The sequence below is a fragment of the Thermovirga sp. genome (genome assembly GCA_012523215.1).
Classification (GTDB): Bacteria; Synergistota; Synergistia; order Synergistales; family Thermovirgaceae; genus 58-81.
In genome coordinates this window covers 1-2,098 of sequence record JAAYIZ010000146.1, presented here as the reverse complement: position 1 = coordinate 2,098, position 2,098 = coordinate 1, and the positions used below count along the sequence as shown (strand labels likewise).

The following is a 2,098-nucleotide window of genomic DNA, read 5'->3' as shown; positions in this document are numbered from 1 at the left end:
ATCTTCCCTCCTGGGGATAGACCCCGGCCAGGTGGAACTGCCCGGTGGTTATGGTCCCGGTCTTGTCAAAGAAGACCGTATCGACCAAGGGCAGTCTCTCGAGGACGTCGCCACCCTTGACCAGGATGCCCTTTTCGGAAGCGGATCCGATGCCGGCGAAAATACCCAGAGGGATCGATAAAAGAAGGGCGCAGGGACAGGAGGCCACCAGAAATATCAGGGCCCTGTAGAGCCAGGTCTTGAAATCACTTCCCCCGACCAGGGGAGGTACCGACGCGATCAGGACCGCCAGGACCACCACCGAAGGCGAGTAGATCCTGGCAAAGGTCGTGGCAAGCCGCTCGGTGCGGGTTTTTTTTGACCTCGCGTCACCGATGGCAGCCAGGATCCTTGATGCCGCCGAGGACTCCAAAGGTTTAGAGACCTCTATGCGAAGAGTGCCATGGCTATTTAGAAATCCGGCCAGGACGGGGTCTCCCGGCGCCACGTCCCGCGGCAGCGACTCTCCGGTGATCGATGAAGTATCGAGGCTGGATAAGCCCTCTGATATGACGCCGTCGACGGGTATCCTCTCGCCCGGTTTCACGAGGATCATGTCGCCCTGTTTCAGGGATCTGGAACTCACACTGTTGATGTGCCCCTCCGCATCGAGCAGGTTTGCCTTGTCAGGGATTATCTCGACCAGGGAAGTGATTGACCCGCTGGCCTTTTCCACGGCGCTTTCTTCCAGGATCTCCCCTGTTCTGAAAAAAAGCATGACAGCTACGGCTTCGGGGTACTCGCCGATGGCAATAGCTCCCATGGTGGCTATCGACATGAGGAAGTATTCATCGAAAATCCTGCCTCGCAGTAAGTTTTTGAGGGCCTTCAGAACGATAGCCCACCCGGACAGGAGGTAGGCGGCAAGGAAGAGGATTGGCCGAAGAGGGGCGCCTGGAGCCAAGGTTATCGCCGCTCCCCAAAGGAGGAGTCCGGGAAGGACCCTAATCGAAAAAGTTTTCAACGCCCTGTTGGCGGTGTTTTTCAAGCCTTCGCCCGTAGGATCCTCCTCGGGCAAAACCTTGATGCCGGCCTCGATGCCGTCGACGAGTTCCTGAACCATGGAGAGGGGTTTCAGGGGCATCGCTCCTTTGCGGACCTCGAGAGTGAGCTTGGAGGTGACGGGGTCAAGGGAAGAGCTATCGACCCATTCCAACTCCGCCATGCTTCTTTCTATATCCAGGGCGCAAATCGGGCAATGGAGACCTTCCAGGCGAAAAACCAGGCGGTTGTTTTCATGGTTCGATCGGTTATTTTTCATGGCAGGATCACCTGCGATCTCCATGACTGAGGTGATTGGCGCTTTCAGCCATGATTTTTTCGACATGCTCGTCGTCAAGAGCGTAAAAGGAGATTCTCCCTATCCTCCTGGCTCTAACCAGCCGGGCTTGCCTGAGAATCCTGAGTTGGTGGGAAATGGCCGACTGGGTCATACCGAGCAGACAGGCAATATCACCCACGCACATTTCAGAAAGCCCGAGCGCCAGGAGGATCCTCACCCTGGTCGTATCCCCCAAGACTTTGAAGAAACCGGCCAGCGAATGACAGAAACCTTCTTCCGGCATCCTGGTTTTAACGGCTTCTACGGTTTCCCCATGTATGGCCTTGGGTACGTTTGTTTGTTCCACCTGGAGTCCTCCATTCATGAATATATGCTCATTCATTCATATATACTAATGTTGATATTTTGTCAAGCATGGGGTGTGTGAAAGGCATGATCGGGATTTCCCTTGCATAGATTTGATATTTCATGTTAGAATTCTTTGTCGGGTCCTTGTGGACCTTTATAGCGAGAAAGAGGAGCCGAGCCTCCCACCCGCCGACGCCCCGTAGGGGTTGTTAAAGGGTTTGTGTGCCGGAAGAGCGAAAGGTTACTTCCGCTTGCCTGGAACATATGGGATATAGAGGCCGGGCTTTTTCTAGTCCGGCCATTTTTTTTGCCGTGGAGGTGACAAGTTATAGCTAAAAGCAGCGAAGAGCCACGCACCAACGAGGAGATCCGGGCCAAGGAAGTCCTTCTGATCGACGCCCAGGGGGTCAAGGTCGGAGTTGTTCCCCT

General features: G+C 54.9%; 2 protein-coding genes. Both read right to left on the bottom strand.

All coding sequences use genetic code 11. The features are described 5' to 3' along the window. Nucleotides 1-1,300 (bottom strand): heavy metal translocating P-type ATPase (locus tag GX108_04020; GenBank protein ID NLO56206.1); only part of this gene is annotated, 1,300 nt, incomplete at its 3' end. Between the two features lie 7 nt (nt 1,301-1,307). Further along, the gene (locus tag GX108_04015) at nt 1,308-1,685 is read right to left on the bottom strand and encodes a helix-turn-helix transcriptional regulator (GenBank protein ID NLO56205.1); all 378 of its coding nucleotides are present in this window, start codon (nt 1,683-1,685) and stop codon (nt 1,308-1,310) included. Nucleotides 1,686-2,098 lie beyond the last annotated feature (413 nt).

Excerpts from the sequence above, each read along its gene's own strand:
- GX108_04015 (NLO56205.1), bottom strand. The coding sequence starts at position 1,685 with ATGAATGGAGGACTCCAGGTGGAACAAACAAACGTACCCAAGGCCATA.